This window comes from Enterobacter cloacae complex sp. BZL2005 (assembly GCF_049238885.1).
In the GTDB taxonomy this organism is placed as follows: Bacteria; Pseudomonadota; Gammaproteobacteria; order Enterobacterales; family Enterobacteriaceae; genus Enterobacter; species Enterobacter roggenkampii.
In genome coordinates, this window is record NZ_JBMKGI010000001.1 from 51,753 (window position 1) to 64,650 (window position 12,898).

Annotated in this window: 16 protein-coding genes and 1 other annotated feature; of the genes, 5 read left to right on the plus strand and 11 right to left on the minus strand. The window is 54.0% G+C overall.

The genetic code is table 11. The features are described 5' to 3' along the window. Positions 1-11: 11 nt before the first annotated feature. The 9 genes from btuC to thrS form a co-directional block, all read right to left on the minus strand. Positions 12-992 (minus strand): vitamin B12 ABC transporter permease BtuC, encoded by a 981-nt coding sequence (gene btuC / locus ACOTXI_RS00260; protein WP_058654098.1) that lies wholly within the window; start codon positions 990-992, stop codon positions 12-14. A gap of 103 nt (positions 993-1,095) precedes the next feature. Beyond that, entirely contained in the window at positions 1,096-1,395 is a 300-nt protein-coding gene (gene ihfA, locus ACOTXI_RS00265; protein WP_003857805.1) for an integration host factor subunit alpha, read from the minus strand. Positions 1,396-1,399: 4 nt separating this feature from the next. After that, positions 1,400-3,787: a phenylalanine--tRNA ligase subunit beta gene (pheT, locus tag ACOTXI_RS00270; protein ID WP_008500654.1), complete on the minus strand. Its 2,388-nt coding sequence runs from the start codon at positions 3,785-3,787 to the stop codon at positions 1,400-1,402. Positions 3,788-3,802: 15 nt separating this feature from the next. Then, complete coding sequence (pheS, locus tag ACOTXI_RS00275; RefSeq protein WP_021241084.1) at positions 3,803-4,786, minus strand: phenylalanine--tRNA ligase subunit alpha; 984 nt, start codon at positions 4,784-4,786, stop codon at positions 3,803-3,805. Between the two features lie 62 nt (positions 4,787-4,848). Continuing rightward, positions 4,849-4,973 (minus strand) — a sequence feature (Phe leader region). Beyond that, positions 4,924-4,968: a pheST operon leader peptide PheM gene (gene pheM, locus ACOTXI_RS00280; RefSeq protein WP_001386830.1), complete on the minus strand. Its 45-nt coding sequence runs from the start codon at positions 4,966-4,968 to the stop codon at positions 4,924-4,926. (Overlaps the previous feature by 45 nt.) Positions 4,974-5,090: 117 nt before the next feature. Further along, entirely contained in the window at positions 5,091-5,447 is a 357-nt protein-coding gene (gene rplT / locus ACOTXI_RS00285; protein ID WP_000124850.1) for a 50S ribosomal protein L20, read from the minus strand. 49 nt (positions 5,448-5,496) lie between these two features. After that, positions 5,497-5,694: a 50S ribosomal protein L35 gene (gene rpmI, locus ACOTXI_RS00290; protein ID WP_001124225.1), complete on the minus strand. Its 198-nt coding sequence runs from the start codon at positions 5,692-5,694 to the stop codon at positions 5,497-5,499. Positions 5,695-5,791: 97 nt separating this feature from the next. Continuing rightward, entirely contained in the window at positions 5,792-6,334 is a 543-nt protein-coding gene (gene infC / locus ACOTXI_RS00295) for a translation initiation factor IF-3 (protein WP_023616141.1), read from the minus strand. A 3-nt stretch (positions 6,335-6,337) separates the two neighbouring features. Further along, the gene (gene thrS, locus ACOTXI_RS00300) at positions 6,338-8,266 is read right to left on the minus strand and encodes a threonine--tRNA ligase (RefSeq protein ID WP_008500657.1); all 1,929 of its coding nucleotides are present in this window, start codon (positions 8,264-8,266) and stop codon (positions 6,338-6,340) included. A 324-nt stretch (positions 8,267-8,590) separates the two neighbouring features. On the opposite strand from thrS, the gene yncL reads away from it, so the two are divergent. Next, positions 8,591-8,683: a stress response membrane protein YncL gene (gene yncL, locus ACOTXI_RS00305; RefSeq protein WP_021241082.1), complete on the plus strand. Its 93-nt coding sequence runs from the start codon at positions 8,591-8,593 to the stop codon at positions 8,681-8,683. 98 nt (positions 8,684-8,781) lie between these two features. Continuing rightward, on the plus strand, positions 8,782-8,889 hold the full coding sequence (gene yniD, locus ACOTXI_RS00310) for a small membrane protein YniD (RefSeq protein WP_008500658.1): 108 nt from the start codon (positions 8,782-8,784) through the stop codon (positions 8,887-8,889). Positions 8,890-8,969: 80 nt separating this feature from the next. Here yniD and ACOTXI_RS00315 read toward each other — a convergent pair whose 3' ends face one another. After that, positions 8,970-9,728: a DUF481 domain-containing protein gene (locus ACOTXI_RS00315; RefSeq protein ID WP_021241081.1), complete on the minus strand. Its 759-nt coding sequence runs from the start codon at positions 9,726-9,728 to the stop codon at positions 8,970-8,972. Between the two features lie 295 nt (positions 9,729-10,023). On the opposite strand from ACOTXI_RS00315, the gene pfkB reads away from it, so the two are divergent. The 3 genes from pfkB to ACOTXI_RS00330 all read left to right on the plus strand — a co-directional run bounded on the left by pfkB (position 10,024) and on the right by ACOTXI_RS00330 (position 12,319). After that, positions 10,024-10,956 (plus strand): 6-phosphofructokinase II, encoded by a 933-nt coding sequence (pfkB, locus tag ACOTXI_RS00320; RefSeq protein WP_058654099.1) that lies wholly within the window; start codon positions 10,024-10,026, stop codon positions 10,954-10,956. A gap of 106 nt (positions 10,957-11,062) precedes the next feature. Beyond that, positions 11,063-11,353, plus strand: a complete 291-nt coding sequence (gene ghoS, locus ACOTXI_RS00325) for a type V toxin-antitoxin system endoribonuclease antitoxin GhoS (protein WP_008500661.1) — start codon at positions 11,063-11,065, stop codon at positions 11,351-11,353. A gap of 105 nt (positions 11,354-11,458) precedes the next feature. Then, positions 11,459-12,319 (plus strand): fructosamine kinase family protein, encoded by an 861-nt coding sequence (locus ACOTXI_RS00330; protein ID WP_008500662.1) that lies wholly within the window; start codon positions 11,459-11,461, stop codon positions 12,317-12,319. Between the two features lie 36 nt (positions 12,320-12,355). Here the strand turns inward: ACOTXI_RS00330 and ACOTXI_RS00335 are convergent, their stop codons facing one another. After that, positions 12,356-12,892, minus strand: coding sequence for a YniB family protein (locus tag ACOTXI_RS00335; protein ID WP_058654100.1), 537 nt, complete (start codon positions 12,890-12,892; stop codon positions 12,356-12,358). Positions 12,893-12,898: the final 6 nt, after the last annotated feature.

Here is a 12,898-nt window from a genome sequence, read left to right on the forward strand (position 1 = left end):
AGGTTGTCGATTTAACGTCCAGCTTTTAATAGTAGCCAGATAAAGACCGGCGCGCCCAGCGTGGCGGTCACCACGCCAATGGGCAGCTCTGCGGCCGTCAGGGCAAGCCTGGCGATGATGTCGGCCACCAGCAGCGTGACGGCCCCGGCAACCGCCGAGGCCGGAAGCAAGGTTCGATGGTCCGTGATTCCGCACAGTCGGAGCATATGCGGAATCACCAGACCGATAAAGCCAATCGCGCCCGCCAGAGCCACGCTGACGCCGACCAGCCAGCCAATGGCGATGACAAGCACATTACGCCAGAACCCAATCGGCATGCCCAGCTGGCGGGCTGAGGTTTCACCCAGCGCGAGCATATTCAACGGCTGCGCCTGCAGGGCAGCCCACACGATGACCGGCACCAGCAGCGCCATCAGCCAGCCCTGCTGCCAGTCGACGCCGCCAAAGCCGCCCATCATCCAGTACATGAGCTGCCGAAGGTCAAAAGAGGTCGAGAAGTAGACCGCCCAAGTCATCAACGCACTACAGATGATCCCCAGCGCCACGCCGGCAAGCAGCAGACGGCTGGTCGATAAGTGCCGTCTGGCAAAACGAAGAAGGATGAGCGTTATCAGTAATGCGCCAAGGATCGCGCTCAGGCTAATGCTCCAGCCGGAGAGTTCTCCTCCGCCCAGCATCACCGCTGCAATCAGCCCCACGCCCGCACCGTTAGACACGCCGAGCAGCCCGGGCTCCGCCAGAGGATTCTCAAACAACGCCTGCATAATGGTGCCGCACAGCGCCAGCGCGGCCCCCACCAGCATCACCGCGACGGTACGCGGCAGACGAATTTGCCAGACGAAGAGCTGTCCGTCAGGTCCCCACCAGCTTTCGGGCCCTATCCACCGGTCACCGGCGCAGAGGCTAACGCCTGCGGCGACAATGAGCAGCAGCACCAGAATAAACAGGTGACGCCGATCGGAACGGTGCTGGAGATGGACATAATCAAGCATGTTTACGGTTTTCGTAGCGAGAGATGTAATTGATTTTACGGCGGGTTTGCCTGAGAGCGCAAAGAAAAAAGGCCGCGTGGGCGGCCTTTTTAGTTAGTTCATATTACTCTGCTTTGGGCGTTGCGTTTTCGACACGGCTTTTTAACTTCTGGCCGGGTCTGAAGGTCACCACGCGGCGGGCTGTAATGGGAATATCTTCCCCCGTCTTCGGGTTGCGGCCCGGACGTTGGTTTTTATCTCGCAAATCAAAATTGCCAAAGCCGGAGAGTTTTACCTGCTCACCATTTTCCAGAGCACGACGGATCTCTTCGAAAAACAGCTCTACCAGCTCTTTGGCATCCCGTTTGCTAAGCCCAAGCTTATCAAACAGATATTCTGACATTTCAGCTTTTGTAAGCGCCATAGGTTCAATCCCTCAATGATGCCTGGAATCGCTCTTTTAATGCCTCTACACATTTGGCGACGGTAGCGGCAATCTCCTCTTCTTCGAGTGTACGGCTGGTATCCTGAAGGATCAGGCTGATAGCCAGGCTCTTAAAGCCCTCTGCTACGCCCTTGCCGCGGTACACGTCAAATAAGTTTACGCCAACTACCTGATTTACGCCAACTTTCTTACATTCGGCCAAAATATCTGCTGCGGGCACATTTTCCGCGACCACAACCGCGATATCACGGCGGTTTGCCGGGAAGCGGGAGACGTCCTGAGCCTGAGGAATCACGCGGTCTGCCACCAGGTTCCATTCCAGCTCGAACACGATGGTACGGCCATTCAGGTCCAGTTTACGCTCCAGCTCAGGGTGAACAACCCCAATAAAACCAATGCGTTTGCCGTCTAAATAGAGGGCGGCGCTCTGGCCTGGATGCAGGGCCGGAATGGCTTCTGCGCGGAATTCAATTTCAGATAATTTACCGGTCAGATCCAGAATCGCTTCCAGATCGCCCTTCATATCGTAGAAATCAACCGTGCCTTTTGCCAGGTCCCAGTGCTCTTCATAACGGTTACCGCTGATGGCGCCAGCCAGCATGAGATCCTGACGGATGCCTAAATTTGCCTGATTATCCGGTACAAAGCGCAAACCGCTTTCGAAAATTCGCACGCGGTTTTGCTGGCGATTCTGGTTGTAAACGATAGTGCCCAGCAGGCCCGTCCACAGGGACAGACGCATCGCGGACATTTCGCTGGAAATTGGGCTTGGCAGGATCAGCGCTTCCTGACCCGGGTGGATCAGCTGCTGCAGCTTTGGATCAACAAAGCTGTAGGTGATCACTTCCTGATAGCCTTTGTCGTTCAGCATGGTTTTTACACGCTTCAGGGACAGGTCGGCTTCACGGTGGGTGCCCATCACCAGACCTGCCTGCACAGGCTCGTCAGGGATGTTGTTGTAGCCATAAACACGGGCCACTTCTTCCACCAGATCTTCTTCAATTTCCATGTCGAAACGCCATGACGGCGCAACGGCTTTCCACTCGTCCTGGCCTTCGGTTACGTCGCAACCCAGACGCTTCAGAATATCGGTCACCTGCGCGTCGGCAACGTGGTGCCCAATCAGGCGATCCAGCTTACTGCGACGCAGGGTGATGGTCGCACGCTTCGGCAGCGTGGCTTCGTTGGTGACGTCGATAACCGGGCCCGCTTCGCCGCCGCAGATGTCGATCAGCAGGCGAGTCGCACGCTCCATCGCTTTGTATTGCAGCGCAGGATCCACGCCGCGCTCGTAGCGGTGGGACGCATCGGTGTGCAGTCCGTGACGGCGTGCGCGACCAGTGATGGAAAGCGGGCTGAAGAACGCGCACTCCAGCAGGACGTTTTGCGTTTCGTCGTTGACGCCTGAATGCTCGCCTCCGAAGATACCGCCCATTGCCAGCGCTTTGCTGTGGTCAGCAATCACCAGGGTGTCGGCGTTCAGTTTCGCTTCGGTGCCGTCCAGAAGAACCAGGGTTTCGCCCTCTTTCGCCATGCGCACCACAATACCGCCTTCGATACGATCTTTATCGAAGGCGTGCATTGGCTGGCCCAGTTCCAGCAGAACGTAGTTAGTCACGTCAACCACGGCGTCGATAGAGCGGATACCGCAGCGGCGCAGCTTCTCTTTCATCCACAGCGGGGTTGGCGCTTTCACGTTGATGCCTTTCACCACGCGACCGAGGTAGCGCGGGCAGGCATCCGCAGCGTCAACCTGGATAGGCAGCACGTCACTGATGGTCGCTTCAACCGGGGCGATCTCCGGCGCGTTCAGCTCGGTCTGGTTCAGCACGGCAACGTCGCGCGCCACGCCGATGATCCCTAAGCAGTCAGCACGGTTTGGCGTGACGCTGATTTCGATGGTGTTGTCATCAAGCTTCAGGTATTCGCGGATGTCGGTGCCGATTGGCGCATCCAGCGGCAGCTCAATGATGCCGTTGTGATCGTCGGAAATACCCAGCTCGGAGAAGGAACACAGCATGCCTTCAGACGGCTCGCCGCGCAGCTTAGCCGCTTTGATTTTGAAATCGCCCGGCAGTACCGCACCGACGGTCGCCACGGCCACTTTCAGCCCCTGGCGGCAGTTTGGCGCACCGCAGACGATATCCAGCAGACGGTCGCCGCCTACGTTTACTTTTGTTACGCGCAGTTTGTCCGCGTTAGGGTGCTGGCCGCACTCTACCACTTCGCCGACGACCACGCCGTTGAAGGCACCGGAAACCGGCTCAACGCCGTCCACTTCCAGACCTGCCATGGTGATCTGGTTAGAAAGCGCGTCGCTATCCAGCGTGGTGTTCACCCACTCGCGTAACCACAGTTCACTGAATTTCATTGTTCTGTCCTGCCCTTATTTAAACTGTTTGAGGAAACGCAGATCGTTTTCGAAGAATGCACGTAAGTCGGTGACGCCATAGCGCAGCATGGTCAGACGCTCCATGCCCATGCCGAAGGCGAAGCCGGAGTAAACTTCCGGATCGATACCCACGTTGCGCAGGACGTTTGGATGCACCATGCCGCAACCCAGCACTTCCAGCCATTTGCCGTTTTTGCCCATCACGTCAACTTCCGCAGACGGTTCGGTGAACGGGAAGTAGGACGGACGGAAACGAACCTGCAGATCTTCCTCAAAGAAGTTGTTCAGGAAATCGTGCAGCGTGCCTTTCAGGTTGGTGAAGCTGATGTTTTTATCAACAATCAGACCTTCCATCTGGTGGAACATTGGGGTGTGGGTCTGATCGTAGTCGTTACGATAGACGCGGCCCGGCGCGATAATACGGATTGGCGGTGCCTGATCCTTCATGGTACGGATCTGAACGCCGGAGGTCTGGGTACGCAGCAGACGCGTCGCGTCGAACCAGAAAGTGTCGTGGTCAGCGCGTGCCGGATGATGGCCAGGAATGTTCAGAGCATCGAAGTTGTGGTAATCATCTTCGATTTCCGGGCCAGTCGCCACGGTAAAGCCGAGCTCACCGAAGAAACTTTCAATGCGATCGATGGTGCGGGTAACCGGGTGCAGACCGCCGTTCTCGATGCGGCGACCCGGCAGAGAAACGTCGATCGTCTCTGCGGCCAGACGCGCATTCAGCACCGCGCTTTCCAGCTCGGCTTTGCGTGCGTTCAGCGCCTGCTGTACCTGCTCTTTGGCTTCGTTAATCACCGCCCCCGCTGCCGGGCGCTCTTCTGGCGGCAGCTCACGCAGGGTTGTCATTTGAAGGGTCAGGTGCCCTTTCTTCCCAAGATATTCGACGCGGACATTGTCTAACGCGGCAACATCTGAGGCCTGATTAATGGCGGCTGTTGCACTGGCAACCAGCTCTGCGAGATGTGACATGATTTTCCTCATTATGTCGGTGCAGACACCGATTTGGTGGAGTTATTCTCTCAAATTCAGGCACAAAAAAAGCCTCCATCGGGAGGCTTATCTGGCGCTGTTTTTCGTTTCATCTTTCACGCGCTAGCCTCCTGAAGTCAGGTGCTAAAGTAAAAGAAGAAGCGGAAAATAGCAGCATTCATGCTTGCGTTACCTTGTTGGGTAAAAACCGTTGAGACCTTATTGAAAAGCCTGCACGGGTAAATGTCAATCTTCTTACAGGGTTATATGAAAAGAGGGAGCCAGGCCCCCTCTCTCAACTGGCTTATGCCAGTGCTGCTTTCGCTTTTTCGACCAGAGCGGTGAACGCTACTTTGTCGAATACTGCGATGTCAGCCAGGATCTTACGGTCGATTTCAACAGAGGCTTTTTTCAGGCCGTTGATGAATTTGCTGTAAGAAATACCGTTCTGACGTGCTGCTGCGTTGATACGCGCAATCCACAGTTGACGGAACTGACGCTTACGCTGACGACGGTCACGGTAAGCGTACTGACCTGCTTTGATAACAGCCTGGAAGGCAACGCGGTATACGCGTGAACGCGCACCGTAGTAGCCTTTAGCTTGTTTCAAAATTTTCTTGTGACGTGCACGTGCAATTACACCACGTTTTACGCGAGCCATGTGTGCTCTCCTGTATCTATTCTAAGTTAAAAAAGTTAAACGAAACGACTTATGCGTACGGCAGGCACGCGATGACCAGGCCCAGATCGCCTTTAGAAACCATGGCTTTTGGACGCAGGTGACGTTTACGCTTGGTAGCTTTCTTAGTCAGAATGTGACGCAGGTTAGCGTGCTTGTGCTTAAAACCACCTTTACCGGTTTTTTTGAAGCGCTTAGCAGCACCGCGTACGGTCTTAATTTTTGGCATTTTAATAACTTCCACTTCGCATTGTTAAATAAACGAAACATAGGCGAACAAAACCTATGAAACCCGAAGGCTCCACAGATTTTGCTGCTTGAAGGCCTTACTGTTTCTTCTTAGGAGCGAGCACCATGATCATCTGGCGGCCTTCGATCTTCGTAGGGAAGGATTCGACTACTGCCAGTTCACTCAGATCGTCACGGACGCGGTTAAGCACTTCCATACCAATCTGTTGGTGGGCCATCTCACGACCGCGGAAACGCAGTGTGATCTTGGCCTTATCGCCATCTTCCAGAAAGCGAATCAGGCTGCGGAGTTTTACCTGATAATCGCCATCGTCGGTACCAGGACGGAATTTGATTTCCTTAACCTGGATAACTTTTTGCTTCTTCTTCTGTTCCTTAGAAGACTTACTCTTTTCATAAAGGAACTTGCCGTAGTCCATGATACGACAAACTGGCGGTTCGGCGTTAGGGCTGATTTCAACTAAATCTACTCCAGCTTCTTCAGCCTTTTCGATTGCTTCTCTCAGACTCACAATCCCCAGCTGCTCGCCTTCCAGACCTGTTAAGCGAACTTCCTGGGCGCGAATCTCGCCATTGATACGATTCGGACGTGCCGTTTGAACTCGTTTTCCGCCTTTAATACCTTATTCCTCCAGTTGTTGAAGACTGCGGCTGCGAATCTCTTGTTGCAGCTTCTCAATCACTTCACTTACGTCCAGGCTGCCCAGGTCTTTACCACGGCGGGTGCGAACGGCAACTTTGCCTGCTTCCACCTCTTTATCACCACAGACCAACATATACGGGACACGACGTAAAGTGTGCTCGCGGATTTTAAAGCCAATCTTCTCATTTCTCAAGTCTGCTTTTACGCGAATGCCCGCATTTTGTAGTTTCTGCGTCAATTCTTTAACGTAATCTGCCTGAGAATCGGTAATGTTCATCACCACCACCTGCACCGGCGCAAGCCAGGTTGGGAAGAAGCCGGCGAACTCTTCGGTCAGGATGCCGATGAAGCGCTCCAGAGAACCGAGAATGGCGCGGTGAATCATTACCGGCACCTGACGCTCGTTGTCTTCGCCAACATAAGAGGCGCTTAAACGCTGCGGCAGGGAGAAGTCCAGCTGTACAGTACCGCACTGCCATGCGCGATCGAGGCAGTCATACAGGGTAAATTCAATTTTCGGACCGTAGAATGCGCCCTCGCCCAGCTGGTATTCGAACGGAATGCCGTTCTCTTCCAGCGCCACGGCGAGATCCGCTTCTGCGCGATCCCAGGTCTCATCGCTACCGATACGTTTTTCCGGACGCGTTGAGAGTTTGACCACGATCTTCTCGAAGCCAAAGGTGCTGTACATATCGTAGACCATACGAATACAGGCGTTAACTTCATCACGGACCTGATCTTCGGTACAGAAGATATGCGCATCATCCTGCGTAAAGCCACGCACGCGCATCAGACCGTGCAGCGCACCTGATGGCTCGTTACGGTGGCAGCTACCGAACTCCGCCATACGCAGCGGCAGGTCGCGGTAGGATTTCAGACCCTGATTGAAGATCTGAACGTGGCCCGGGCAGTTCATTGGCTTGATGCAGTATTCACGGTTCTCAGACGAGGTGGTGAACATCGCATCCTTGTAGTTGTCCCAGTGGCCGGTTTTTTCCCACAGCACACGGTCCATCATGAACGGTCCTTTCACTTCCTGATACTGGTACTCTTTCAGCTTGGAGCGTACGAAGGTTTCCAGTTCACGGAAGATGGTCCAGCCGTCGTTATGCCAGAACACCATACCCGGCGCTTCTTCCTGCATGTGGTACAGGTCAAGCTGCTTGCCGATTTTACGGTGGTCACGCTTCGCCGCCTCTTCCAGGCGCAGCAGGTACGCGTTCAGGGCTTTTTTATCGGCCCATGCGGTACCATAGATACGCTGCAACATCTTGTTGTTGCTGTCGCCGCGCCAGTAGGCGCCTGCGATCTTCATCAGCTTAAAGTGATGACAGAAGCGCATGTTCGGCACGTGCGGTCCACGGCACATGTCGACGTATTCTTCGTGATGGTACAAGCCAGGCTTGTCATCATGCGAAATGTTTTCGTCAAGAATCGAGACTTTATAGCTCTCGCCGCGCTTCACGAAGGTTTCACGCGCTTCGTGCCAGCTGACTTTCTTCTTGATGACGTCATAGTTCGTTTCGGCGAGCTCGTGCATACGTTTTTCGAGCGCGTCGATATCTTCCTGAGTCAGGGTATGGTCAAGGTCAACGTCGTAGTAGAAACCATTATCGATAACCGGACCGATCGCCATTTTGGTGTTTGGCCACAGCTGTTTGATGGCATGGCCCAACAGGTGCGCGCAGGAGTGACGAATGATCTCCAGACCTTCTTCATCTTTTGCGGTGATGATGGCCAGTGTCGCATCGTTTTCGATCAGATCGGAGGCATCCACCAGCTCACCGTTGACACGGCCGGCGATGGTCGCTTTCGCGAGACCAGGACCGATGTCCAGGGCAACATCCATTGGGCTAACAGCGCGGTCGAAATGGCGTTGGCTGCCATCAGGAAGAGTAATTACAGGCATTTTATATCCTTATTTGCAGTGATGCCCCACACATAAGAGCATATACAAAGAAAATAATCGTGATTTGACAATAGATTACGACACCATCTGACCAACAATCGTCAAATTGGTTCGTCATCATTCACCTGCCGGAAAATCAGACAACGCCGGATATACGGCAAGCCTTGCAATGTTAACACTAACAAAAGGGAGATTGCACCCTCTGCTGGCAGATTGATGTGCTGGCACTTTCGCATGAATTTGCAGGTTGCATATTCCCGGCGCTCGCAATTTAGAAATGCAGAGCTACTCTTGAACAGGTCTTTAAACCCAAAGGTGCATACCATGAACGTATCCAGTAGAACGGTTGTGATATTGAACATCCTTTCCGCCACAGGTTTATTGTTGATTCTCGCCGAACGATTCCACTGGTTCTGAACCGCCCCCTACGCTGGCATAACCCAATCGTTCCTGCGAAGGGGCATATTCAGGCCCTGTTTGGTAGACTGTGGATATCAACGAACAAGGATTAGGTTATGCCAACAAAACGATTTGCCGTAAAACACTGGAAAATGGTGCTGGTGCTGATTGCCATATGCGGCGCAATGCTGTTACTCCGTTGGGCAGCGATGATTTGGGGTTAGGGGCGAGTAGAGCTCATCAGAAGGGACGTCACAAGATCAGAGAGAATAAACGGGCCGACATTATCATCGGCCCGTCTCTATTACATTCTATAACCCAGTGAAACCGTGGTTCTGCGGTCGGTATGATCCGGTGCAGACTCTGGTGGTGAAGAGTTCCAGGTCACGTTGTAGGCGACTTTCAGACCAAAGTGTTCGTTGATGGCCACGTTGAGCGCCGTCTCAGAGTTCAGCGTCGTGTCGTCGGCACCAAATACAGAAACACCCTGTGTAAATTTGGTGTTATCAGTCATCTGCCAGGCATAGGTACCAGAAGCGTAACCGAGCGGTTGGGTTTTGGTATCGCCATTGGTGTACTCGTCATAACGCACACCGGGACCGAATTCAAAACGGAGGCTGTGTACCGGACCGTTCAGGAACTGACGACCATAACCCGCCGTGAACACGTCACGCTGGCGATAACCGTTGTAACGGTCGGTTAACCAGCTTGCCTGACCAAACAGGTAGTCATAGTCGGTCATGTTGTAACGGCTACGTCCGCCTACCGCATATTTCTCGGAAGAGCGTTCGTCATTAGCGGACGTATTGCTGGCATTACCCCACAGAGACCAGGCGGTGGTATTACCGTACCAGGTAAGCGTACTGTCCGCCGTCAGAGAAGAGCTTTTGGTGTTACCGGATTGTGCCAGGTACCCCGCGTTCAGGTTACCTTCAAACGGTTTTTTCGCGGTGGAGGGATCGTCCATGACAGTAAAAACGGAATCATCGGCGGTCGCGTTCATAGCCGCAAACACGCCACCCGCCAGCATCAGTGCAGCGGGCACTGTCTTTAAAAGCTTCATTTTATTAAGGAGTCCGTACAACAAAAAAAGAGACCACACGGTCCCGGAATCTTTCTTGAGGATCAATGACAAGGCGTCCAGAGAAAGGTAACAAATTATAAAAAGCCGCAAATAACATAGCAATGTTTTCTTATTTCATTTTTTGAATAAGAACGATCCCAAAAAGCGTTTTATTTTATATGTCTCCGGCCTCACTTTTATTCACTATTCATATTTAAAATCATACTGTTATTTACATTGCCTTCCTGACAAATGGTGCCAGACTAAAAGGAACCCATGCTAAAAGGAGGTAATGATGGTTCCTATCTACACCCTGACGCTCTCCCCTTCCCTTGATTCCGCCACCCTGACGCCGCAGATTTATCCGGAAGGTAAATTGCGCTGTAGCGCCCCGGTCTTTGAGCCCGGCGGTGGCGGTATCAACGTGGCGCGCGCCATTACCCACCTCGGCGGCAAAGCCACGGCCATTTTCCCCGCAGGCGGTGCTACCGGTGAACACCTGGTCTCCCTGCTTGCAGATGAACAGGTGGCCGTAGAGACCGTCGAGGCGAAAGACTGGACGCGGCATAACCTGCATGTCCACGTGGAATCCAGCGGCGAGCAGTACCGGTTTGTCATGCCGGGCGCGAAACTCACCGATGACGAGTTTCGTCAGCTTGAAGAGAAAGTGCTGACGATAGAAAGCGGCGCGCTGCTGGTGGTCAGCGGCAGCCTGCCGCCCGGCGTCAGTACGGAAAAATTAACCGCGCTGATTCAGGCGGCGCAGCAACGCGGTATCCGCTGCATCGTCGACAGCAGCGGCGAGGCCCTGCAGGCGGCCTTAGTGCCGGGCAATCTTGAGCTGGTCAAACCCAACCAGAAAGAGCTAAGCGCGCTGGTCAACCGCGAACTGACGCAGCCTGACGATGTGCGCACCGCCGCGCAGGAGCTGGTACGCAGCGGAAAAGCGCGACGCGTGGTGGTTTCCCTCGGTCCGCAGGGAGCGCTGGCCGTCGATGAAACGTCGTCCGTTCAGGTTGTTCCACCGCCGATGAAGAGCCAGAGCACGGTTGGCGCGGGTGACAGCATGGTGGGCGCGATGACGCTTAAGCTTGCGCAGGGCTCGTCACTGCTGGAGATGACGCGCTACGGCGTGGCGGCGGGTAGCGCCGCCACCATCAACCAGGGCACGCGCCTCTGTTCGCTGGCCGATACGCAAAAAATCGTCGATTACCTGTCCCGAAATTAACGTCTGTTCCCCTTCATCTGCATGGAGGGGAACGTCATCCCCGAGTCGCCAAACACAAACTATCGACTATGCTAAGAAAACTTCCATGATAACAATGAGGTGAATTATGAGCAGTGGTGACATCACTCGTTATGTCGTAACCGTCAACCTTCATGAAGCATCGCTTACCGAGTTAAATGAGCTCAACAATGCCTTCACCCGGGCTAATTTTCTCCTCACCCTGACGGATGACGAAGGCAATATTCATGATTTAGGCACCCTGGCATTTGGTCTGATCGGTGCCCTGAATAAAGAAGAGGTCCATGCGCTGGCCGCCAGCCTGGTGGAAAGTGTGACCGACAAGCCAGCCGAAATTGACGTCGACACCTGGGAAAGCTGGCAGAAAAAAGAACAATAAGTGCCCTGTATGAAATTAAACCGCTCAGGTGTGCGTTAGTTCGTATTTTTTTACCGCAATAATGCGCTAACTTTATGATCTGGCAGACAACATGGGAGAGTCAACATGTGGCAGGCTATCAGTCATCTTTTAAGTGAGCAGCTGGGTGAAGGTGAAATTGAACTGCGTAACGAACTGCCAGGCGGAGAGATCCACGCCGCGTGGCATTTACGCTACGCAGGGCGCGATCTCTTCGTAAAATGCGATGAACGCGAGCTGCTTCCGATATTTACCGCCGAAGCCGATCAGCTGGAGCTGCTGTCGCGCAGTAAAACGGTGACGGTCCCGCAGGTTCTGGCCGTCGGTAGCGACCGCGATTACAGTTTTCTGGTCATGGAATATCTCCCCGCCCGTCCGCTGGATGCCCATAACGCTTTCATTCTTGGCCAGCAGCTAGCGCGCCTCCATCAGTGGAGCGACCAGCCGCAGTTTGGCCTTGATTTTGACAACGATCTTTCCACCACGCCGCAGCCCAATGCCTGGCAGCGTCGCTGGTCGACGTTTTTTGCCGAGCAGCGCATTGGCTGGCAGCTAGAGCTTGCCGCCGAAAAAGGGCTGGAATTTGGCAATATTGATGCCATCGTCGAACACGTGCAGCAGCGTCTGGCCTCTCACCAGCCTCAGGCGTCTCTGCTCCACGGTGATTTGTGGTCCGATAACTGCGCGCTGGGGCCCAACGGCCCCTATATCTTCGACCCGGCCTGCTACTGGGGTGACCGAGAGTGCGACCTTGCCATGCTGCCGCTGCACCCAGAACAACCGCCGCAGATATACGACGGGTATCAGTCGGTTTCTCCCCTGCCGCCCGGCTTCCTCGATCGTCAACCGGTGTATCAGCTTTATACGCTGATGAACCGCGCCATACTTTTTGGTGGGGAACACCTGGTTAACGCCCAGCGGGCGCTTGAGCGCATGCTTGCCGCCTGAGACGCGAACGGGTGGCTTTGCCGCCACCCGTATCGGTTACAGAAAACCGAGCAGTGAGAAGAAGAAGTATCCTGCCACAATGATAATCACGGGAAGGATATAGAGCGGAAAAATTTGCAGGAAAATGGTGTGACGCGGCACAACAATGCGGGATTCAATCTGCTCCCGGCTCATGCCTTCCGAGCCTTTGGCCTGCTCCAGAATGAGCTGGTCCTCGACGCCCTCGCGTAAGAAGCGCGTCTGACGGCTCATTCGCGCGCCAGAGGCCTGCAGCGCCAGCGCAACAAAGATCAGGGCGTAGATCACCCAAAAGCCGATATTCAGCTGATGCTGAAAATCCGGGGTCGGTGAGTTAAACCAGAAGACATTCAAGAATGGCGTATTAAAACGCATCATCTCAATCATCACATGCGCAAAATCAAGCATAACCGCATTGATACCCGGCTGTTTTTCGCTGTGATCGTACATAAATTTGAGTACAGAAATCAGCGTAGAAATGACGGCAGGAATAAAAATCACCCAGCCAGCAATACGTTTTAAGACCGCAATGCGTCCAGCTTGTTGATACGTCATCAGTTC

Bases quoted from the DNA above. Each gene is read 5' to 3' on its own strand.
- pheT (WP_008500654.1), bottom strand. From the start codon at position 3,787: ATGAAATTCAGTGAACTGTGGTTACGCGAGTGGGTGAACACCACGCTG.
- rplT (WP_000124850.1), bottom strand. From the start codon at position 5,447: ATGGCTCGCGTAAAACGTGGTGTAATTGCACGTGCACGTCACAAGAAA.
- ghoS (WP_008500661.1), top strand. From the start codon at position 11,063: ATGAGCAGTGGTGACATCACTCGTTATGTCGTAACCGTCAACCTTCAT.
- pfkB (WP_058654099.1), top strand. From the start codon at position 10,024: ATGGTTCCTATCTACACCCTGACGCTCTCCCCTTCCCTTGATTCCGCC.
- pheS (WP_021241084.1), bottom strand. From the start codon at position 4,786: ATGTCACATCTCGCAGAGCTGGTTGCCAGTGCAACAGCCGCCATTAAT.
- ACOTXI_RS00330 (WP_008500662.1), top strand. From the start codon at position 11,459: ATGTGGCAGGCTATCAGTCATCTTTTAAGTGAGCAGCTGGGTGAAGGT.
- yncL (WP_021241082.1), top strand. From the start codon at position 8,591: ATGAACGTATCCAGTAGAACGGTTGTGATATTGAACATCCTTTCCGCC.
- rpmI (WP_001124225.1), bottom strand. From the start codon at position 5,694: ATGCCAAAAATTAAGACCGTACGCGGTGCTGCTAAGCGCTTCAAAAAA.
- ACOTXI_RS00315 (WP_021241081.1), bottom strand. From the start codon at position 9,728: ATGAAGCTTTTAAAGACAGTGCCCGCTGCACTGATGCTGGCGGGTGGC.
- yniD (WP_008500658.1), top strand. From the start codon at position 8,782: ATGCCAACAAAACGATTTGCCGTAAAACACTGGAAAATGGTGCTGGTG.
- btuC (WP_058654098.1), bottom strand. From the start codon at position 992: ATGCTTGATTATGTCCATCTCCAGCACCGTTCCGATCGGCGTCACCTG.
- thrS (WP_008500657.1), bottom strand. From the start codon at position 8,266: ATGCCTGTAATTACTCTTCCTGATGGCAGCCAACGCCATTTCGACCGC.
- ihfA (WP_003857805.1), bottom strand. From the start codon at position 1,395: ATGGCGCTTACAAAAGCTGAAATGTCAGAATATCTGTTTGATAAGCTT.
- ACOTXI_RS00335 (WP_058654100.1), bottom strand. From the start codon at position 12,892: ATGACGTATCAACAAGCTGGACGCATTGCGGTCTTAAAACGTATTGCT.